General features: G+C 46.7%; 16 protein-coding genes. 7 read left to right on the top strand and 9 right to left on the bottom strand.

Annotated elements, in window-relative coordinates; all coding sequences use genetic code 11:
- Window positions 1-4: 4 nt before the first annotated feature.
- On the top strand, window positions 5-853 hold the full coding sequence (locus BLR32_RS26590; RefSeq protein ID WP_089836370.1) for a zinc-binding metallopeptidase: 849 nt from the start codon (window positions 5-7) through the stop codon (window positions 851-853).
- 10 nt (window positions 854-863) lie between these two features.
- Complete coding sequence (locus BLR32_RS26585) at window positions 864-2,180, top strand: DUF4302 domain-containing protein (RefSeq protein WP_176842442.1); 1,317 nt, start codon at window positions 864-866, stop codon at window positions 2,178-2,180.
- Between the two features lie 55 nt (window positions 2,181-2,235).
- On the opposite strand, the gene BLR32_RS26580 is transcribed toward BLR32_RS26585, so the two are convergent.
- The 5 genes from BLR32_RS26580 to BLR32_RS26560 form a co-directional block, all read right to left on the bottom strand.
- The gene (locus BLR32_RS26580; protein ID WP_089836367.1) at window positions 2,236-5,271 is read right to left on the bottom strand and encodes a sensor histidine kinase; all 3,036 of its coding nucleotides are present in this window, start codon (window positions 5,269-5,271) and stop codon (window positions 2,236-2,238) included.
- Between the two features lie 18 nt (window positions 5,272-5,289).
- On the bottom strand, window positions 5,290-5,682 hold the full coding sequence (locus BLR32_RS26575; RefSeq protein ID WP_089836365.1) for a response regulator: 393 nt from the start codon (window positions 5,680-5,682) through the stop codon (window positions 5,290-5,292).
- Between the two features lie 131 nt (window positions 5,683-5,813).
- Window positions 5,814-6,512 carry a translation initiation factor IF-3 gene (gene infC / locus BLR32_RS26570; RefSeq protein WP_089836363.1) on the bottom strand — a complete coding sequence of 233 codons (699 nt, stop codon included), beginning with the start codon at window positions 6,510-6,512 and terminating at the stop codon, window positions 5,814-5,816.
- A 207-nt stretch (window positions 6,513-6,719) separates the two neighbouring features.
- Window positions 6,720-8,660: a threonine--tRNA ligase gene (gene thrS, locus BLR32_RS26565; protein WP_089836361.1), complete on the bottom strand. Its 1,941-nt coding sequence runs from the start codon at window positions 8,658-8,660 to the stop codon at window positions 6,720-6,722.
- A gap of 153 nt (window positions 8,661-8,813) precedes the next feature.
- Window positions 8,814-9,377, bottom strand: a complete 564-nt coding sequence (locus BLR32_RS26560; protein ID WP_089836359.1) for a DUF3347 domain-containing protein — start codon at window positions 9,375-9,377, stop codon at window positions 8,814-8,816.
- A 113-nt stretch (window positions 9,378-9,490) separates the two neighbouring features.
- Here BLR32_RS26560 and BLR32_RS26555 point away from each other — a divergent pair, with 113 nt between their 5' ends.
- The 4 genes from BLR32_RS26555 to BLR32_RS26540 all read left to right on the top strand — a co-directional run bounded on the left by BLR32_RS26555 (window position 9,491) and on the right by BLR32_RS26540 (window position 14,406).
- Window positions 9,491-11,476, top strand: coding sequence for an ABC-F family ATP-binding cassette domain-containing protein (locus BLR32_RS26555; protein WP_089836356.1), 1,986 nt, complete (start codon window positions 9,491-9,493; stop codon window positions 11,474-11,476).
- An 81-nt stretch (window positions 11,477-11,557) separates the two neighbouring features.
- The gene (locus BLR32_RS26550; protein ID WP_089836354.1) at window positions 11,558-12,244 is read left to right on the top strand and encodes a response regulator transcription factor; all 687 of its coding nucleotides are present in this window, start codon (window positions 11,558-11,560) and stop codon (window positions 12,242-12,244) included.
- Window positions 12,241-13,644 (top strand): sensor histidine kinase, encoded by a 1,404-nt coding sequence (locus BLR32_RS26545; RefSeq protein WP_089836352.1) that lies wholly within the window; start codon window positions 12,241-12,243, stop codon window positions 13,642-13,644. Before BLR32_RS26550 ends, BLR32_RS26545 begins: the two co-directional genes overlap by 4 nt.
- Window positions 13,645-13,740: 96 nt before the next feature.
- Window positions 13,741-14,406 carry an efflux RND transporter periplasmic adaptor subunit gene (locus BLR32_RS26540; RefSeq protein ID WP_089836350.1) on the top strand — a complete coding sequence of 222 codons (666 nt, stop codon included), beginning with the start codon at window positions 13,741-13,743 and terminating at the stop codon, window positions 14,404-14,406.
- Between the two features lie 469 nt (window positions 14,407-14,875).
- On the opposite strand, the gene trhO is transcribed toward BLR32_RS26540, so the two are convergent.
- Together trhO and BLR32_RS33860 are read right to left on the bottom strand one after the other, a co-directional pair.
- Window positions 14,876-15,922 carry an oxygen-dependent tRNA uridine(34) hydroxylase TrhO gene (gene trhO, locus BLR32_RS26535; protein WP_089836349.1) on the bottom strand — a complete coding sequence of 349 codons (1,047 nt, stop codon included), beginning with the start codon at window positions 15,920-15,922 and terminating at the stop codon, window positions 14,876-14,878.
- 156 nt (window positions 15,923-16,078) lie between these two features.
- Entirely contained in the window at window positions 16,079-16,291 is a 213-nt protein-coding gene (locus tag BLR32_RS33860) for a hypothetical protein (RefSeq protein WP_143011601.1), read from the bottom strand.
- Between the two features lie 252 nt (window positions 16,292-16,543).
- Here BLR32_RS33860 and BLR32_RS34525 point away from each other — a divergent pair, with 252 nt between their 5' ends.
- Complete coding sequence (locus BLR32_RS34525; protein ID WP_262487445.1) at window positions 16,544-16,666, top strand: hypothetical protein; 123 nt, start codon at window positions 16,544-16,546, stop codon at window positions 16,664-16,666.
- A gap of 45 nt (window positions 16,667-16,711) precedes the next feature.
- On the opposite strand, the gene BLR32_RS26530 is transcribed toward BLR32_RS34525, so the two are convergent.
- Both BLR32_RS26530 and BLR32_RS26525 read right to left on the bottom strand, forming a co-directional pair.
- Complete coding sequence (locus tag BLR32_RS26530; protein WP_089836347.1) at window positions 16,712-19,258, bottom strand: DUF5686 and carboxypeptidase regulatory-like domain-containing protein; 2,547 nt, start codon at window positions 19,256-19,258, stop codon at window positions 16,712-16,714.
- The gene (locus BLR32_RS26525; protein ID WP_089836345.1) at window positions 19,255-19,611 is read right to left on the bottom strand and encodes a hypothetical protein; all 357 of its coding nucleotides are present in this window, start codon (window positions 19,609-19,611) and stop codon (window positions 19,255-19,257) included. The genes BLR32_RS26530 and BLR32_RS26525 overlap by 4 nt, the downstream gene beginning before the upstream one ends.
- Window positions 19,612-19,879 lie beyond the last annotated feature (268 nt).

The following is a 19,879-nucleotide window of genomic DNA, read 5'->3' as shown; positions in this document are numbered from 1 at the left end:
GACTATGAAACAAATGCATATAAAATTGTTACTGGCCTTTATCTTCTTCGGCAGCCTTATGGCCTGCTCCAAGGACGATAAAATAGACAGTGTGAACATCCCCGGACTGGGTGGTGAGACCTGGGAAAAAGGACCCCTCGATTTCTGGATAGATTCGGTATATACCAAACCGTATAATATTGAAGTGAAGTACCGTTTCGAGCGGTACGAACTGACACTGAACAAAACGCTGGTACCTGTTAAGGAGGAAAAAGTGGAACCGGTTATGTCTACCATTCTGAAGACCTGGGCGGCGCCATATATTGCGGAAGCTGGTGAAACCTTCTTCAAAACCTATTGCCAGAAACAGTTTGTGCTGGTAGGTAGTCCGGAGTTCAATTCCGACAATACGATCACGCTCGGTACTGCCGAAGGAGGCCGCAAGATCGTATTGTTCTGGCTCAATGATTTTACCCTCACTAACAAACCTTTCGTGCGGCAGATGCTGCACACTATCCACCACGAGTTTGCACATATCCTGCATCAGACCATTCTGTATCCTGTAGAATACAAACGGATCTCCACCGGTTATACCGGCAGCTGGAGTGACTATACGCTGGATGAGGCCCTGGAAAGAGGCTTTATCACACAATATGCCCGCAGTGCGCCAGACGAAGACTTTGTTGAAATGGTATCTACTATGCTGGTGGAAGGCAAAAACGGTTATGAGGCCATTGTCGCTTCCGCTCCGACAGATGCACAGGCGAAATTCAGACAGAAGGAAGAGATCATTGTCCGTTACTTTAAAGAGAGCTGGAACATTAATTTTTACAGTCTGCAAACCCGGGTACAGGATGCAATTAATCATTTGTAAAACAGGAAACATGCTTCATAACAGACTATATATCATCCTGCTGGCGATCCTTTTTGCAGGATGTTCAAAAGATAAAACCACTTCGCTCTTCGGGGAGAAACCGGAAGAGCGTATGGAGAAAGCCCTGGCAGAATATAAGGCCACACTTACCGGCAGTACCTATGGTTGGAAAACGGTAGTTTACCCTTCCGCAGGCGGCGCTTATAGCTTCTTTTTCCGCTTCGGCACCAATGACCGGGTTACCATGTACAGCGATGTTTCTCTGGAAGCTGCTGCCAGTGGCAAAGAAAGCACCTACCGTCTGAAAGCAGTGCAAAGGCCCTCCCTGTTGTTTGATACTTATTCCTATTTGCACCTGCTGTCTGACCCTGATCCGAATGTTTATGGCGGAGAAACAGGATCCGGCTATTCAGTTGATTTTGAATATGCTATAGACAGTGTTTCTGCTGATACTATCAAGCTGACGGGCATCTCTTTCGACACAAAGATGATCCTCGTAAAAGCCACCCAGGCAGAAGCGGAAGCATATGCTGCGGGTAGTTATGCGAACCTGATCGCTGATATGGAAAACTATATGCTGCAGAACCCCTGGCTGTATCTCCAGTTTTCCGATGGGAAGAAACTGCAGGTGAGCGTCAACACTTTCACCAAGACCTTTACTCTCATCTATATCGATGATGCAAACCAGGTGCAGCTGTTGTCCAGTCCTTACTATTATACGCTGAATGGCATCTACCTGCAAAAGCCGATCACTTATGGAGGCAAGACATTCCAGGAACTTTTCTGGGACAGCACGCAGCAAGTCTTTTATGTGACTATTGATGGTCAACGGATAGAAGTAAAAGTCGCTCTCACTTCAGTTGTGCCGATGCACCGATTGCTGGGAGTAGACTTTTCTTCCCTGATCGTACCGCCGCAGGAACTGCCGGGATGGTCTGCCAGCTTTACAACCATCTATACTGGTATTGCCAATTCATTAATAAATGGCCCTTACGGACTGACCCTGTATTATTCTGAGTTTGCGTTTGACGTTACTCAGCAGACCATGAACGTGGATGTATATATCATCCAGAATAATACGCTCTACCTGGCGCAATACCCGTTCACTTATACCAAGACTGCTGATGGGGTATTCAACTTTACAGGACAGACTTTCGGAGGTAATGCGGCACTCATTGCCGATGATATGAAGCCCCTGTTGGATTACATCCGTAATGACCGCTTTACGATGGATTTCATTGTAGATACACAGGGAGGAAACGGAAGACTGGGGCAACTGAAAAGTGTAGAACATCCTGATTTCTACTTTACTGGATTCCCGCAATAAAATACATCATTCATAAAAAATGCCGCGACAAACATCGCGGCATTTTTTATGACTTTTACTGATCTGCGGGTAATATGACTATAAATGTAGCACCTTCATTTAAGCTTCCTTCAGCCTTGATTGCACCACGATGGTTCTCCACGATCTTCTTACAAAGGGCCAGACCTATGCCTGTACCGGCATATTGTCGTCCTTCATTCAGGCGCTGGAAAATAGTAAAGATCTTTTCCGCGAACTTCTGTTCGAAGCCTATACCATTATCCTTGAATTCCAGTTTAACATAGTCAATATCATCCTGTAATCCGGAATAAGACGCGCGTTCGGATGCCTGTAGTGGAGTCCCTGTAATAGTGATAACCGGTTGTTTTTCAGAGAACTTCAGGGAGTTACCTATCAGGTTGGTGAACAACTGCACCAACTGTAAGGGAATACCTTTTACCGGTGGAAGTTCATTGCTTTTAATAATGGCCTGTTTCTGTTCTATGAGCAGATCAAAGTCCGTTTTCACCTGTTGCAGGATGGCATTGAGGTCTGTAGAGACGAACTGTACGTCTCTGCCGGATAAGCGTGAATAATTCAGTACATCATTGATCAGTTGCGTCATACGTGCCGCAGAAGACTGGATCTTGTCGAAATAGTTATTTACAGGCGTGCCCTTCTGCAGCCCCATCTGCAACAGCTCAGAGAATGTCCTGATCTTACGCAGGGGTTCCTGCAGGTCATGACTGGCGATGTATGCAAACTGCTCCAGTTCTGAATTCTTACGCAGCAATTCGGCCGTACGCTCTTCTACTTTCTTTTCCAGTTCCTCTGCACTATGTTGCAAGATATCTATCGCCTGTTGATGTAAACGGGAGATCCTGATCTGTGCACGTACTCTCGCCAGCAGTTCCTTTGCAGAAAACGGTTTGATCAGATAGTCGTCTGCCCCGATATCATACCCCTCAATTTTGGCTTCTTCCCCTGCCCTTGCAGACAACAATATTACTGGTAATGAACTGATTGCGGAGTCGTGCTTAATATGATTTAAGAGCTCGATACCGTCCATCTCAGGCATCATAATATCACTGACTACAAGTTCCGGAAGCTGCGCTGTGATTTTCTCCAATGCCTCTTTGCCATTGGCGGCCGTATCCACCCAATAATGTTTTTCGAGCAGGCGTTGCAGATATTCCCGCATATCAGCATTATCATCAACAACAAGAACACGGGGCTTTTCTTCTCCGGCGGGCACATTGCCATTCATACTGGTTCCGTTCCCGCGGCCCAGGTGAAATGCTTCCTTGATATATGCCTCGCTCAATCCTGATATATACAGCTCATAGTCATTTTTCACGATGTGGTCTGCGGGCAGATGAGCGCAGCCCAGTGGAATGCGAACCGTAAAGGTAGTTCCCTTGCCATCTTCACTTTTTACATTGATATCGCCACCATGCAGCAGCACCAGCTCTTTCACCAGTGAAAGACCGATACCAGTTCCTTCAAAAGTACGTCCCCTTGTAAATTTGACCCGATGAAAGCGTTCAAACATATGAGGGATCTCCTCCGCCGGAATACCGACGCCTGTATCCTGTACACGCAGTATGGCGTTGTCGCCATCCTGCTCGAGCGAAAGCGTAATGCTACCACCTAATGTGTATTTAAATGCGTTCGATAACAGGTTGAGAATGATCTTTTCCCACATGTCCCTGTCTACATACGCGTCAGTTGTCAGGGGATCGCAGTTTACATGAAACTGTAGTCCTGCATGCTCTATTGCCGCCCTGAAAGTGCTGGCTATATCCTCGGTAAGCGAAGAAAGGTTGACGGGAGAATAGTGCGCCTGTACCCTATCTGCCTGAATGCGACTGAAGTCCAGCAATGTATTGACCAGGCGTAAAAGGCGCAAAGCGTTCCTATGTGTTGCCATTACATGTGCTTCCTGGTCCGGGTTCAATGTACCTTCCTTCTGCGCCAGTAGCTCTTCCAGTGGTCCCAGCATGAGCGTGAGTGGCGTCCTGAATTCATGGCTGATATTACTGAAAAAGGCTGTCTTGGCCCGGTCTATTTCCATGAGTGCTTCTGCCTTTTTTCGGGCTTCCTCCATGGCATGCACATTCACGATACTACTGGCTACCTGGTCGGCCACCAGCTGGAAGAAACTACGGTATTTATCATCCAGTTGCCGGTAAGGGCTTAATCCCACTATCAGCAGCGCAAAAGGGCATGCCTGTCCGCTTTGAATAATGGGTATTACTAATGCCTGATCCGGGCTAATGGTCCACTTACCGGAAGGTAATTTCCCGTACTTATCCTTTAATCCAGTGACAACCAGCGATTTATTTGTATGGATAGCATGCTTGAATTTCCAGTCGGCGGCCAGGGTAGATTCGATCTCCAGGGATGGAGGCAGTACGGTATCTGCAAGGGAAGCATCTGTCTTGCCCACCATTTCAAGGATACCAGCCTTCAGGTCTGCCTGGTAAATACATGCAAAAGGAAAGTCGGCCGGATTCTCTTTGAGAATGGTAATAGCCCTGTTGTAGACAGCTGTGTCGCTCTCACTATCCAGGAGATGTTTACCCAGGTCTTTCAGGGTCATCAGCTGTCTTTCGCCAACAATACGCTGGGTATCGTCGGTATTGGCGCAAATGATACCACCGATGCCGCCGGTGCCTCCTGCATCACCTGGCACAGGACTATAGGAAAAGGTGTAATAGGTTTCCTCGGGATATCCGTTACGTTCCATGATGAGTAAGAGGGACTCATCATAGGTACCTTCATTTTCCTGCATGGCAGTCGCCGCACGGGGCCCAACCTGGTCCCATATTTCCTTCCATACTTCGCTGGCTGGCATACCGAGTACTTCCGGGTGTTTTCCACCCAGTATACTTCTGTAAGCGTCATTGTAAAGATTGATCAGATCAGGTCCCCACCAGACAAACATGGGTTGCCGGGAGGTGAGAATAATCCGTATACAGGTCTTCAAACTTTGGGGCCACATCTCCACAGATCCTAACGGGGTCTCAGACCAATCTCTGGAGCGTATAAGTTCCCCCATCTCGCCGCCGCCGGTGAGAAATTCGGGGATTACAGTCTTCGTTAGTTCCATAAATAAGCTTAATCAACCCTATTCCTTTCTCAAAACTTGCTCCAATTTTTTTGTGAGTATAGAGATGCTGGGAGGCTTCACAATGTAATCTGTGGCCCCGAGGAGCTTTGTTTCAGTAATATCCTTCTGTTCGGAGGAAGTGGAGTATATGATAATAGGGATATCGTTCAGATGCGGAATTTTCTTTATTTCTTTGAGGCATTCCCTGCCATTCATGCGCACCATATTAAGATCGAGAAAAATAAAATGTGGAGTAAATCCTCTTTCCTTGCGCAGCTTGTTAAGGGCATCTACACCGTCGCTGGCGGTGATGCAGTCAATATCTTCATCTATTGCATTGAGCGCCAGGGAAAAAATTTCCTGGTCCTCATGATCATCGTCAATCAGAAAACAAATTATTTTCTCCTGCATAATGTGTCAAAACTTACCCAATATAAAAATTTTTGGGTACTCATCCATTACCAGATCCATAAAAAAAACCCGGAACGCAAGGTTCCGGGTTCATTTGATATAATTGCACCAAGTAAATAAAGCGTATTGAATTATGCCTGCTGATCAGGCTTACCTTCAGAAGACGCAGTTGCGGGACGAGGCTCTCTCGGTTCCCTTGGTTGCTGTGCGCGTTCTTCTTTGGCCTCTCTGCTATCCATTTTCTTTTTCGCACTCTTAGGGGCGAAAATAGCGATCATACGCTTACCTTCCATGGTCGGCATACCTTCCAGGGCACCTACTTCTGCCAGCCTTTCAGCGAACTTCAGCAGGATCAGCTCACCACGCTCTTTAAACATGATAGCGCGGCCCTTGAACTGTACGTATGTTTTTACTTTATTACCGTCTTTGAGGAACTTCTCAGCGTGTTTCGCTTTGAAGTCAAAGTCGTGATCGTCTGTATTTGGCGTAAACCGGATTTCCTTTACCTCGCTCTTGTGAGCTTTGGCCTTCATCTCTTTTTCCTTCTTCTTCTTTTCGTAAAGGAATTTATTATAATCGATGATACGGCAAACCGGGGGAACGGCGTTCGGGGAAATTTCTACGAGATCCAATCCCTGTTCTTCCGCCATACGCAGGGCCTCTTCCGTTCGGTATACCCCAACTTCTATATTCTCACCTACTAATCGCACTTCAGGTACACGTATCATTCTGTTTGTACGGTGTTCCTGTTGCTGTTCTCTTCTAAAATTGGGGTTTCTGCCCCTGTTGTTGTTGTTACTGTTAAAACTTGGTCTGGGTCCTTGTGGCATTAAAAAAAATAAAGTTACAAATTAATAATTGTCTGTAGTCGTCCATAGTCCATGAACAATGTCTTAATGATTTATCTTCCGTCGGGAGGATTGGATCTGCAGACAAGTATCTGTTATCTATGGACTATAAAAGCAATTAACGTACCCGAAAATACAAAAGTTCAATTAGTTAAAAATATATTTTATGACCTTTTGTAGTGAAATGACTTATTCGAATGGTTTCCTGCTGACTACTTCCTCTTTTACCAGTGCCATGAACTGTTCCAGATCCATTGCACCGAGGTCGCCTTTAGCTTGTCTGCGTACCGCAACTTTGCCTTCAGCAATTTCCTTCTCACCTAAAACGAGCATATAAGGAATTTTTGCAAGTTCGGTTTCCCTGATCTTTTTCCCTATCTTCTCATTGCGGTCGTCAATTTCTGCGCGAATTTCCGCATTTTTTAGCAATTCTGCTACTTTTTCTGCATACGCCTGGTTCTTGTCACTGATAGGCAGGATCTTCACCTGTGTAGGTGTGAGCCACAGCGGGAATTTACCGGCGCAATGCTCTATCAGTACCGCTATGAAACGCTCCAGTGAACCAAATGGCGCACGGTGGATCATTACAGGGCGGTGCTTCTGATTATCTGCACCTACGTATTCCAGTTCAAAACGCTCCGGCAGGTTGTAATCCACCTGGATGGTACCGAGCTGCCATTTACGGCCCAGGGCATCCTTCACCATGAAGTCCAGTTTCGGACCATAGAACGCAGCCTCGCCGTATTCTACTACCGTTTTCAGCCCTTTCTCAGCAGCTGACTCGATAATAGCCTGCTCTGCCAGGTTCCAGTTTTCTTCTGATCCGATATATTTTGCCCTGTCTTCCTGGTCGCGCAGGGAGATCTGGGCGGTATAATCTGTAAAGTTCAGGCTTGAGAATACATACAATACCAGGTCGATCACCTTGATAAACTCTTCCTTCACCTGGTCAGGGCGACAGAAAAGGTGTGCGTCATCCTGAGTAAAGCCACGTACACGGGTCAGACCATGGAGTTCACCGTGCTGCTCGTAGCGGTATACGGTACCGAATTCCGCAAAGCGTACCGGCAGGTCTTTATAGCTTTTCGGGCTGGCTTTATAGATCTCACAGTGGTGCGGACAGTTCATCGGTTTCAGCATGAACTCCTCACCTTCTTCCGGCGTATGGATCGGCTGGAAGCTGTCTTTACCATATTTCTCATAGTGACCGGAGGTTACATACAGGTTCTTGTTACCGATATGCGGTGTTACTACCGGCATATAACCACTTTCGATCTGTGCTTTCTGCAGAAAGCTTTGCAGGCGTTCGCGCAGCATGGCACCTTTTGGCAGCCATAAAGGCAAACCCAGGCCCACCTTTTCTGAGAAAGTGAACAGTTCCAGCTCTTTACCCAGCTTACGGTGGTCACGTTTTTTAGCCTCCTCCAGCAGATGCAGGTATTCATCCAGCTCTTTCTGGGTAGGGAAAGTGATGCCGTAAATACGGGTCAGCATTTTGTTCTTCTCATTACCACGCCAGTAGGCGCCGGCAATGTTCGTCAGCTTGATAGCCTTGATAAACCCTGTGCTGGGAATGTGAGGTCCACGGCAAAGGTCTGTAAAGTTACCCTGTGTATAGAAAGAGATCGTACCATCCTGCAGGTCCCTGATCAGTTCCAGCTTGTACTCATCATTCTTTTCAGTGAAATATTTTTCTGCATCGGCCTTGCTTACTTCACGGCGTTCGTAAGTGCTGTTCTGCTTTGCCAGTTCGGCCATCTTGTCGCTGATCTTCTGCAGATCTTCGTCGGAAATGCTGCGTCCTCCCAGGTCAATATCGTAATAGAACCCGTTTTCGATAGCGGGTCCGATACCAAACTTCACACCCGGATACAGGGCCTCCAGCGCCTCCGCCATGAGGTGGGCGGAAGAGTGCCACATGGTAGCCTTACCATCCGCATCTGTCCATGTCAGTAACTGCAGCGTGCCATCCGTTGTAATTGGTCGGGACGCATCCGTCACCTGACCATTGAATTTTGCGGCCAAAACTTTACGTGCCAATCCCTCGCTGATGGATTTGGCAACATCCATTGCAGTTACTCCTGCTTCATACTGACGAACTGCGCCATCCGGTAATGTAATGTTGATCATACGATTTGAGCTGTTAACCTACAGCTATTGCTGTTGCTTTTATATTGATTTTAAATAGCCTGTAAAATCGGCTTGCGAAGTTAAGAAAAATGACGGCATTTTTGTATATCAAATGTAATGGCCCTCACTGCATTCTTACCTCAGGTGGCTTTCTTAATAGCGTAAACTGTCTGTAACCTCGACACAGCCCAGCATTCCGTTGCCAAAATAAGGATTCTGCTTCTTACTGCTCCTGCTCAGCCAGTACGCTCCCCGGTCGTTAAATGCCATCGGGCAATACTGCCGGTAGATTGTCTTTCCTTTCAGTCCCGTGGTCTGGACAATGTCGTACAGCATATCCGAAACCGACTCAAAACCAGCTCTTTTCTCCTCCAGCTCCTTTTCTCCCAGTAACCCGCTTAGCTCTGCGCTGATACTGCCGGTGGCAGTATGAAGCACTCCCAGTCTGGCAGAATCCACCTGGAGCAGCCCTAAAGGAAGGCTGTCGATATGCTGCTTCAGGATAGCCGCCCATTTGTCGGTATAGGTCGCATTGCCCTGCGACAGGCCATCGGTCAGGTCATAATAGGCATCCATGGTTACCTGCAGGGAATCATAGAATTCCGTGGCATAGGGCGCTTTCAGCGGACCATTGTCCGCCTGGGTGGCGGCAGGTGGTTTTGCTGCTTCATTACAGGCAAAGAATGCGGTGATAACCAGAATTATAGCTGACCTCATGTTTTATTTTGCTTTTGCGTCCAAAGATAATCGAAACAGTCGATAGAACTACTCACCGGACTATGGACTCTCCCCTAAAAGCACTACCTTTGCACCTTCAATTTTATTTAGCAATGCTAATCGCACTACAGGATATAACTTTTGAGTTTGGCGCAAGAGCCATCGTTGAAGACGCTTCATGGCATATTGTACCGGGCGACCGTGTGGGTCTGATCGGGATGAATGGTACCGGTAAATCTACCATTTTACGTGTGATCAACGGTGAGTATACCGTTTCGAAAGGAAGTGTTAACAAGATCAAAAACCTCTCTCTCGGATTCTTTAACCAGGACCTGCTCAGCTTCGAATCAGACGAATCTATCCTGAATGTGGGCATGACCGCCTTCGAGCAAGCCCTGAAGCTGGAAAAAGAGCTGGAACGCATTACTAAAGAACTGGAGACCAACGAGAGTGAAGAAATCCTGATGGAATATGCCGACAAACTCCATGAGTTTGAGGTACTTGACGGTTATAATATGCGGCATAAGACCGCCCAGGTACTGGAAGGCCTCGGCTTCTCCACTGCCGACCTCGAACGTCCTTACAGCCAGTTCTCCGGAGGCTGGCGTATGCGTGTACTTCTGGCTAAACTGATCCTGCAGCAGCCGGATGTTCTGATGCTCGATGAGCCGACGAACCACCTTGACCTCCCTTCCATTGAATGGCTGGAGAAATACCTGCAGAGCTACAACGGCGCCGTGATCATCGTATCGCACGACCGTTACTTCCTGGACAGAATGGTGAATAAAATAGTAGAACTCTATCAGCAGCAGTTACACCACTACGCAGGTAACTATGAAGCCTATGAAGTGGAAAAGGAACTCCGTCGTGAAATGCAGCAGAGCGCCTACGAAAATCAGCAGGACTACATCCGCCAGCAGGAACGCTTTATTGAGCGCTTTAAGGCGAAGGCTTCCAAGGCAGCCCAGGCACAGAGTATTGCCAAACGCCTGGACAAACTGGAAAGAGTAGAACAGGTAGATAACGGTCCTTCCAAGATCCGTATCAACTTTACCCCTGATAAAGTACCTGGTAAGATCATTACCACCCTGAATAATGTAACCAAACGTTTTGGCAACCTCACCATCCTGGAAAATGCCAGTGCTGAGATCAACCGTGGCGACAAGATAGCCCTGATCGGGGCCAACGGTAAGGGTAAATCCACCCTGCTCCGCGTGATAGCTGGTACAGAACCAATGGAAGGTGAGCGTATCGGCGGACATAACGTCGTTCCCAGCTTCTATGCCCAGCACCAGCTGGAAAGCCTGGACCTTAACAGCGAGATCCTGGATGAACTGAAGAACTTCGGCAGCGGACGCTCTGAGGTGGAACTCCGCTCCCTGCTGGGTTGTTTCCTCTTTACCGGTGATGACGTTTATAAAAGGATCAAGATCCTGTCCGGAGGTGAGAAAGCACGTGTGGCACTCGCTAAAACGATCATCAGCCAGGCCAACTTCCTGCTATTGGACGAGCCGACGAACCACCTGGATATGAACTCTGTCCAAATGCTGATTGACGCACTCGGACAGTACGACGGTACTTACGTACTCGTATCCCACGACCGCTATTTTGTAAGCCAGACTGCCAATAAGATCTGGGAGATCGTAGACGGCCAGATCAAGGAATTCAAAGGTACCTATGCTGAATGGGAAGAGTACAAAAAGCGCCAGGCCGAAAACGCTAAACAACTTGCTAGCGCCGACAAGAACGCCAACGAGTCAAAAAAAAAAGAAGTAAAGAACGAGCGGCCAGCGAATAACAATAACGCCAACAACAATAATAACAGCAACAGCCAGCAGAAGAACGCTCCTATAGACAAAGACAAGCAAAAGGAGTTGCAGAAACACAAACGTCAGTTCCAGCAACTGGAAGAGCAACTGGCCAGCCTCAATAAAAAGAAGGTGGCCCTGGAAACTTCCATGAACGACCCGCAGACTTATTCAGATAAAAAGCGTTTCCAGCAACTGGAAACTGAATATGCTCAATTAGGTAAGGAACTGAAGCAGGTGAACGAGGATTATGAGAAGGCTTTCGAGAAGCTGATGGAGCTTGAGGGTTAATACAACAACCGCCCGAAATAGAACAATACAATATACAGGCATAACTCGTACCTTCAATAAGCGAACTAACCAGGATAACATATGCAACGCATACTCGTAGTAGAAGACGAAATCAAAGTAGCTAATACCGTCAAAAAGGGATTAGAGGAAAACGGCTTTGAAGTCGATGTTGCCTATGATGGCAGAATGGGCAAAAGCCTGGGCGCCAGCAATAACTACGACCTGGTGATCCTGGACCTCAACCTGCCCCACGCCAACGGCTACGAAGTATGTGAAGTGATCCGCCGGAAAAATAACGCCATCCCAATCATCATGCTCACTGCCCTGGGCGGCATGGACGATAAAATGCAGGCCTTTGAGCTGGGAGCAGATGATTACCTGGTAAAACCATTCGACTTCCGGGAACTGATGGCCCGTATCAGGGTGTTCCTGAAAAGAGCCGGTTCTGAAGTACAGGAAAATACCCAGTATAAAATCGTGATCGGCGACCTGGAAATAGATCGCGAGAAGAAGGAAGTGACCAGAGCCGGTAAAAAGATCGCCCTGACAGCCAAGGAATACCAGCTCCTGGAATTCCTCGCCCTGCACAAAGGCAAAGTGATCTCCAAACTGGTCATCGCAGAAAAGGTATGGGATATCGACTTTGATACCGGTACCAACGTGATAGAAGTATACATGAACTTCCTGCGGAAGAAGATCGACAAAGACTTTGACAATAAGCTGCTCCACACAAAAACAGGAATGGGATATTACCTTGCCGAAGAGTGAAAATCAAATATAAAATAGCGCTCTCCTACTCTATTTCAGCATTTGTATTGCTGAATACCTTCGCCATCCTGGCTTATTATTTCTCTGCACAGTCACGTAAAGCGGAATACCTGGAACGCCTGGAATACCGTGCCCGTTCCATTGCCAACGTCATCATTGAAGATGACCATGTAAAGGTAGACCTCCTGCGGAAGCTGGATAAAACTACGTTTCAGGACTTATACAAGGAAACCATTCTCGTTTACGACCCTGCTTACGACCTCCTTTATTCCAATATAAAAGATACTGCTATCCGCACCTCCCGTCACCTGCTCGACTATATTAAAAAGAACGGCGAGTATAGTCATGAGCGTGATAACGGTGAGCTGGTAGGCGTATACTATACGGAAGGCAAAGTCTCTGTGATCGTACTGGTCACCTCCTTTGACAAATACGGTCATCAGAACCTACAGAACCTCCGGCAGATCCTCATTATTGAGATCATTGTAGCCGTCATCCTGCTGGTAGTGATCGGCTATGTCTTTGCAGGGGGAATGGTCAGACCCATTGACAACCTGGTACGACAGGTACGCACCATCAACGCCAGCAACCTCCAGGGTATGACGGTAACCGCTAAGGGAAGGGATGAAATATCCCAGCTGGGAGCCAACTTCAATACCATGCTGAAGCGCCTGAGCAATGCTTTTGACCTGCAGAAGAGTTTTGTGAGCAATGCCTCGCATGAACTGAGAACACCGCTGGCCTCCATTATCAGCCAGTTACAGGTGGCCTTATCAAAGGAAAGAAGCGCCGAAGTGTACCAGGATATCCTGACATCGGTACTGGAAGATGCACAGCACCTGTCAGACCTCAGCAACGGACTCTTACAACTGGCACAATCAGGTTTGGATGAACAACAGTTCGTCTTTACAGAGGTCAGGATAGATGAGCTGCTGCTGGACATGAGCAACCTGATCAAACTGAAGCGTGCACCGGCCAGTCCCGGTGCTGAAGCGCAAAAATCTGCCCGGGTTGACATCAGCTTCCTGAAAGTACCTGAACTGGATACAGAGCTGATCTGCGAGGGGAATGAAAGCCTCCTGAAGGTACTCTTCCTGAACCTGCTGGATAATGCCCTGAAGTTCTCGGCAGACAATACCACCTTCGTCACCATCGACTTTACGCCTAAAAATATACAGGTACAGGTAAAAGATAACGGTATAGGTATCGCTCCGGAAGATCTGGAGAAGATCTTCGAACCCTTTTACCGGGGCTCCAATTCACACCAGGTACGCGGCCATGGCCTCGGACTATCCATTTGCAAAAGGATCGTCCAGCTGCACAAAGGCCAGATCGTGGTTTCATCCATACAGGGACAAGGCACCACTTTTACTGTAACCCTGCCGCACCAGCATCAATAACTTATTCATTCCCCTACATTTTAATCTCTTTTTAATTGTCCTTAAAGCCCTCTTTAAGTAGGATTGCAGAGCTTTGCACTAATTCTGAAATACGTCATGAAATGCATCTCCTTCATCCTCGTCTTATTTGTTGCCAGCCTATGCCTGACAGCATGTAAGCATCCGGAGATCGACGGAGGTGTCCAGAAGAAGACGTTTGTGCTGAGTGATACAATGTTGAAAACGATCAGAATAGATACCGCCAGTCTCAAGCCCGTACAAAAGGAGCTGCAGCTGCCGGGAAAAATACTCCGGAACAATAAGACTGCCCGCAAGACAGATGTACTGATAGATGTAGCAAAGGCCGATCTGAAGAATGTGAAAGAAGGTAATGAGGCAGAGATCATCACGGCAAGCCTTCCCGAGAAAGTGTTTTATGGAAAAGTGGAGACGGTCTATCCGGCAAAAGATTCATCAGCAGGGAGAATTGATATACTGCTCACCATCCCTGAGGCATTGCTCAAACCTGAGATGAAAGCAGCAGTGATCGTTCATTGCAACCAGGGTGATGATATGATCGCCATTCCGGAAACGGCAGTAATAGCAGATCACAGTAAGAATTTTGTGCTGGTGTTCAAAGACAAGTATAATATCCAGGTAAGAGAGGTGCAAACGTATACCACTACCGGTGATATTATCTATATACTCAGAGGATTGACTGCGGGAGAAAACGTAATATCTGCACATCAGCAACAGATATACGAAGCGCTGAGTGATAATTAAACGCTGATCAATAGGGTTTTAGTTCGCATATAGGTTGATAGAATGGACATGCTAATGCAGCTCTTACAGGTGTTATCATTTGTTTGAACTGTTCTACATGCTCAATTACTCCGCCCCGCCGCAGAAGAAACAACGCGGGGCGGTTTTTTTATGTCTACCCGGGGTTATCACCCCGCGCTACAAACACACGGCACCTACGGAGCCGATCGCGGCGAATGAATCCATTATATCATCCCCGGGGTTATCACCCTACCGTGTACCCACATGTATTTGGTCAATAACATGTATGTCCCAAATGCAACAATTTTGATATGAAACCAGTATGAAAAAAATACTTTTTAAACGTTTTGAAGACTACATATTATGGGTAAAATACATGTGGGTACACGGTAGGGTTATCACCCCGCGCTACAAACACTGAGACCCCTAACGGGGTCTAATGCTGCGATTTTCTCACGGAAATTCAGGCTTAATCCTTTGTTTTATTTTCCCCTAATCTGGGTCTTAATCTTTGTTTGGATTTGTTGAAGAACATCGTACCCTTATCTACGCCTTTCCTCATCTGTTCCTGTTCTTCTGGAGACATCTGCACCACGGTGTGACACTCGTCACTACAGGTACCTGCATATTTAGCGGCACATTCATCGCACTGGATGAACAGCAGGTGACATCCGTCGTTCTTACAGTTGGTATGGGTATCACAGGGTTTACCACACTGATGGCACTGGGCAATCACTTCGTCGGTGATACGTTCTCCCAGGCGGTCGTCAAATACAAAGTTCTTGCCTTTAAACTTCAGGGGAAGGCCCTGCGCCTTTGCCTTATTGGTATATTCAATGATGCCGCCTTCCAGGTGGTATACATTCTGGAAGCCATTGTGCAGCATATATGCGGATGCTTTCTCACAACGGATACCACCGGTACAGTACATTACGATGTTCTTATCTTTCTGATCTTTCAGCATGTCGACCGCCATGGGCAGCTGTTCGCGGAAGGTATCGGAAGGAACTTCTATCGCGTTTTCAAAATGTCCGACTTCATATTCATAGTGATTACGCATGTCCACTACGATTGTATCAGGATCGTTAGTCAGCTCATTGAAGCTTTTGGCGTCCAGGTACTTACCTTTTACAGACATGTCGAAGGAAGGATCTTCGATACCATCTGCAACGATCTTATCGCGGACCTTAATCTTCAGCACCCAGAAGGATTTGCCATCATCATCCACAGCGATATTCAAACGGATACCGTTCAGGAAGGAATAAGAATAGAGGGCATCTTTGAAAGCCTCGTAATTGTGTTCGGGAATGCTGATCTGTGCGTTGATACCTTCGTGAGCTACATAGATGCGGCCAAATACGCCCAGGGCAAAGAGCCGCTGGTATAGGTCGTCACGGAAAGCGTTGGGATCTTCGATCTTTGCGTACTGGTAGAAAGAGACAGTAACGCGCCTGAATGTCTCAGCAGCCAGCCGTACTTTCAGTTCGGCGGCAGATACTCTGTTGTGTAAAGCCATTTTGCGTAAAGAAATTTTAAGAACACTTGCCTTGTGAGCAAAATTTCAGTTATCGCCTTACCAGCATCGAATTTCAAAGACTACTTTTAAAAGTATTGTCTAAAAGTCTGTCCAAACTTCTAAAACTGGCTCGGCGCCGCAAAGGTAATAAATTTCTCAGAGTTCTCCCTGCCAGGTCTCGGTCTCCCTGGACCACTCGTACAGGATCGTTGTCAGATAATAGGCAGTAGCGCTGATTATCAGCACATATCCGGCAAACCCAACGGTAAGATATTCAGGCAGACCATTCCAGTCATTCACTTCTGCTACATAGGCCAGGGTTGCCATTAAAATACCAAGAATAAAGGCGATCAATGCAATTCTTTTCATGAGGGGATAGCTGGTTTAGTAGATTCACATGAAAACGTTACGAATACGATACACAGGTGTAAACTGGCTTAAAATGTGTTTACTATTACTACAACGTGTAACACGGGGAAAATGTTTAGACGACCTTTAACATATCCCATCCTTTATAACTATTTGATTATTATCGTATATAAAATAATAGTAAGGCTTGGCATCCTTTTTGACATAAAGGTACACGGACAAGCAAATCAGATTAACCCAAAAATGTGAATTATGAGTACAGTTTTTCTCTACATCTTTTATTTTGTGGTGGCTTTATGGATTTACCGCTTACTGGCTTACTTCTACGACCGTAATCCCAAAGAAAGTTATAAAGCCAGGAAAGAAAGATTTTAGGCAAGCAGGGGAAAGTCAGAGTGGCTTTCCCTTTTTTTATTCCACCTATTCATCCTGTTGTGGTCTTACCAGGCCTCCAAACAATCCCCCGAAACCAACTCTTACACCGATCCGGGTATCGTCTTTACTCTGATATCCTGCAATTACATCAACGCGGATGACTTTCAGAATATTTTCCAGTCCCGCGAAAACTTCCACATAATTGTTATCCCGGTTCACGTAAAAGGCATTTGATCCTGCCACCAGGTTCCATTTCAGGCGGTTGAACAAGGGTATCTTATTGGTAAGCAATCCGTTAAAATGATGTTCGACATTCGCTGTTCCATACAGGGAGGCCGTATTACTGTACCGGTAATAAGGCGCCAGCTGAAAGCTATTCAGGTATTTGATGTTATAAAAAGTCTGGTTACCGTTAAAATGCTGGAAATCGGGTATGTCCACATGTTGACTATTGAGGAATCCACCCGCCCCAAAACGGTACTGAAATTCCCCGAAGAGTTTCAGATTGACGTTGTCCCGTATTTCAAAGTTCCATTTGTCGAAATTAGCGTCACTACCCGCAATGTCAGGAATTCCCTTGCTATACCCTACCCTGAACACCGGGTATTTTGAACCGATAGCCACCTTCCTGTCCGGCAGTTCAATAAACCGTTGTCCGGGTTGGAAAGAAAACGACAGGTTCAGTACCAGCGCCTGATTCCTGTTAAAAGGAATGGCTGCCAGTTCGTAAGGATGATTAGGCAGGAAATGTTTGCTGCTGTCTTTCCGGAAACTATAATCCGTGGTATTCTCTACCGGGATCCTGTCTTCGTAGGAAATACCCGCTGTAATAGTAGCACTGCTTTCAAACCTGCGCCTGAAGCGTAGTTCGCCAAACCAGTTCTCATACAGCTTCATATAATTGTCCTTGAACAACAGGGTATAAAAGATGTTAGCGATCGGTGCTATGGGATTGTCGCGGTTAAACTGGGAGATGCGTTTCCCTCCTCCTACCGTCCAGGTGTTCTGTCCATAGCGTCCTGCCAGTTTTGCATCCTTCTCCCATGCAAGGTAGGTATACGCATTCAGATGCGTATTACTAAAGCCATATCTTACACGGGGAATGATCCTCAGCTCCTGCTTTTTGGGCAGATCGAGTGTCAGCTGCGGCTCCAGGTTAATGGATATTCCTTCCACAGTATTATATTCAAGCTGTGTCAGTAAGGACTTGATCTCCAGCGTGTGATAATAAATACCGGTGTCCCGTTTAAAGTAATATTTATGTTCTACTCCTCCCATGCTGTAAAGGAGCTTCAGCGGATTAATGGGTTTCTGTCTGGCGCGTAATGTGTCCAGTCGCCAGGCAGATTGCGCACTATCTTTCCGGTCGCGGGCAATGCTGTCTTTCTTGTGAAAATCTGACACTTCTTCCGGCTCCAGTGGCACTGGACGCACGCTATCCCAATAGGCCAGCTGTTTCCTGTCAAAAGCGGTGTCATACCGCATGATTGTCCGATCGAAATATTTCTTTTGGAAATTGGGTGTCACGTTGTAGTTGGAATACACATTCACAAAGCTGCCCACCACATCGAAGCCAAATTGTTTGATCGTTATGTTGATGACCTGATCTTTTGTACGCCACACATCAGCGTTCACGGGTACGTGTATCTGCGTGATATGCAATGTATCCATGATCTCCAGCTGGTATTCCTGTGTCACCATCATATCGAGACTATGAATGCGCCAGTCATCATCCGTGATAAAAATATAACCGGAGAACAAGGGTTCATATTTCCGGCGGGGGATTACTTTGATCTTATTCACAGTTTTGCCGTCGTCCTGGAAAACACCTTCCAGCCTGTATTTATAATAGAACAGCGCATTTTCAGCTATGGGTGATATAAAGCCCCGTTTATTGAACTGGGAGATCATAGCCGTCACATTATTCTCATAGAAGTCGATGAATGCCGGGAAACTGAATCCAAAACCACCACCACTCTGGCGAGCTGACAATACTTCTATTTTTACATCGTCCGGTCTTTTAACCGCTACCTTTGTCACTGATTCCGACAGGAATAAAACGCCCCGTTTGTTGGAATCGAGTCCCATGTCATCTATATCGTCCTTGTCTATCTTTTTTCCGAGGAAGCTATTGGGCATATCCCGCATCTTAAAGATGCCTTTGATATAGTCGTTACAGGTATATTCCTTTACCTGATCCAGGTAGAAAGATCGTTTCTTAATAGCCTGACGGATAATAGCATATGCGGGGTCTTCTCCACCCGATTTTACCACCACTTCTCTGATCTGAAGACTGAGCGGAACAAGGATAAAATTGATCTCCTGGTCAGCCGCAGTCACCGTTACCTGCTTTTCTTCCTTCTTATATCCCATGTATTGGCACACTAAGGTGTAAGTCCCTGACGGCACATCGAGATGAAACTGTCCGGCGGAATTAGTAGTGGTACCATTGGTCGTTCCCTTAATGAATACGGAAGCAAAAGGCAGTGCTTCCTTTTTATCATTGGTCACTTTACCACGTATAATACCCGCCTGGGTGTGATAGGAAATGAAAAAGAAAATAAAGACTAGTAAGGCTTTCGGTCTCCTCATGCTGTTGCCTTTTTCTTATAGCGCAGATAGCTACCGGTCAATCCTCCCAGGCCAGCTACGAGGCCACCAATAAATGCGCTGACTACACCGATCAGGATCGGGTTTCTTACTTTGATTATCAGTTCACTCATCCTGTTTGCCAGGATATGATCGTTCTGAATATCCTTGAAGAAGGCCAATGCCAGCCATAACAGGAATACGGCGATGAAACCATTCAGGAAAGAACGCAATGGAGGTAGTGGTATCAGTACAGCTACCAGGAATGCGGCGATAGCCACGGTCCACCATGTAAAGAAGTAACCGCCCAGGAAGCTGAGCACAATGATGAGGATGAAGCGAGGTACGGATTTCATATATGGGAAGGTAAGAAATATTAACGGATCATAATATTTGGGGGTGATGTTTCCACGGATATAATGCGTATGGTTTGTCGCGGGCCGATTTATTCATGGGATGCAATGCGTGTGATCCGGTGGGGTCGATTTACGCATTTCCCTGGGTTATCGGTTTACGCATTCCCCGGAGGTTATCGATCTACGCATTCCCGGGTTATCACCCGGGGCTACAAACAATAAGACCCCTACAGGCTCTATCGCCGCGAATCATCCCCTTATTTATAAA

The sequence above is a fragment of the Chitinophaga filiformis genome (assembly GCF_900102545.1).
Taxonomy (GTDB): domain Bacteria; phylum Bacteroidota; class Bacteroidia; order Chitinophagales; family Chitinophagaceae; genus Chitinophaga; species Chitinophaga filiformis.
This window is presented reverse-complemented; position numbering and strand designations above follow the sequence as displayed.

Excerpts from the sequence above, each read along its gene's own strand:
- BLR32_RS26585 (WP_176842442.1), top strand. The coding sequence starts at position 864 with ATGCTTCATAACAGACTATATATCATCCTGCTGGCGATCCTTTTTGCA.
- BLR32_RS26525 (WP_089836345.1), bottom strand. The coding sequence starts at position 19,611 with ATGAAATCCGTACCTCGCTTCATCCTCATCATTGTGCTCAGCTTCCTG.
- infC (WP_089836363.1), bottom strand. The coding sequence starts at position 6,512 with ATGCCACAAGGACCCAGACCAAGTTTTAACAGTAACAACAACAACAGG.
- BLR32_RS26540 (WP_089836350.1), top strand. The coding sequence starts at position 13,741 with ATGAAATGCATCTCCTTCATCCTCGTCTTATTTGTTGCCAGCCTATGC.
- trhO (WP_089836349.1), bottom strand. The coding sequence starts at position 15,922 with ATGGCTTTACACAACAGAGTATCTGCCGCCGAACTGAAAGTACGGCTG.
- thrS (WP_089836361.1), bottom strand. The coding sequence starts at position 8,660 with ATGATCAACATTACATTACCGGATGGCGCAGTTCGTCAGTATGAAGCA.
- BLR32_RS34525 (WP_262487445.1), top strand. The coding sequence starts at position 16,544 with ATGAGTACAGTTTTTCTCTACATCTTTTATTTTGTGGTGGCTTTATGG.
- BLR32_RS26550 (WP_089836354.1), top strand. The coding sequence starts at position 11,558 with ATGCAACGCATACTCGTAGTAGAAGACGAAATCAAAGTAGCTAATACC.
- BLR32_RS26530 (WP_089836347.1), bottom strand. The coding sequence starts at position 19,258 with ATGAGGAGACCGAAAGCCTTACTAGTCTTTATTTTCTTTTTCATTTCC.
- BLR32_RS26575 (WP_089836365.1), bottom strand. The coding sequence starts at position 5,682 with ATGCAGGAGAAAATAATTTGTTTTCTGATTGACGATGATCATGAGGAC.
- BLR32_RS26560 (WP_089836359.1), bottom strand. The coding sequence starts at position 9,377 with ATGAGGTCAGCTATAATTCTGGTTATCACCGCATTCTTTGCCTGTAAT.
- BLR32_RS26590 (WP_089836370.1), top strand. The coding sequence starts at position 5 with ATGAAACAAATGCATATAAAATTGTTACTGGCCTTTATCTTCTTCGGC.
- BLR32_RS33860 (WP_143011601.1), bottom strand. The coding sequence starts at position 16,291 with ATGAAAAGAATTGCATTGATCGCCTTTATTCTTGGTATTTTAATGGCA.
- BLR32_RS26555 (WP_089836356.1), top strand. The coding sequence starts at position 9,491 with ATGCTAATCGCACTACAGGATATAACTTTTGAGTTTGGCGCAAGAGCC.
- BLR32_RS26580 (WP_089836367.1), bottom strand. The coding sequence starts at position 5,271 with ATGGAACTAACGAAGACTGTAATCCCCGAATTTCTCACCGGCGGCGGC.